Genomic DNA, 307 nt, shown 5'->3' on the forward strand with positions numbered 1-307 from the left:
ACGAGCAGGCGGTGCTGGCGCAGTGGTCCGGCTGGGGAGCGATCCCGGAGATCTTCGACAACCGAGCGAAGATCCTCGCGCAGTGGGGTAACGAGCACGCCGAGCTGCTGGACCTGCTCGGGGACAAGGGCTTCGCCCAGGCCCGTCAGACCACCCTGAACGCGCACTACACCGACCCCGCGGTGGTGGCGGAGCTGTGGCGGGCGGTGGCGCGGGCCGGGTTGCCCGACGGCGCCGTGGTGCTCGAGCCGGGCTGCGGGGCCGGCCACTTCGTCGGCACCGCACCGGAGTCGGTGCGCATGGTCGG

At 73.0% G+C, this 307-nt stretch carries 1 protein-coding gene; it reads left to right on the plus strand.

The genetic code is table 11. The annotated features are described in order from the left end of the window. On the plus strand, window positions 1–307 hold a 307-nt coding region (locus NVV99_RS27335; RefSeq protein WP_260783294.1), incomplete at both ends, for a hypothetical protein.

This window comes from Rhodococcus sp. PAE-6, from assembly GCF_025290685.1.
GTDB classification, from domain to species: domain Bacteria; phylum Actinomycetota; class Actinomycetes; order Mycobacteriales; family Mycobacteriaceae; genus Rhodococcus; species Rhodococcus pyridinivorans.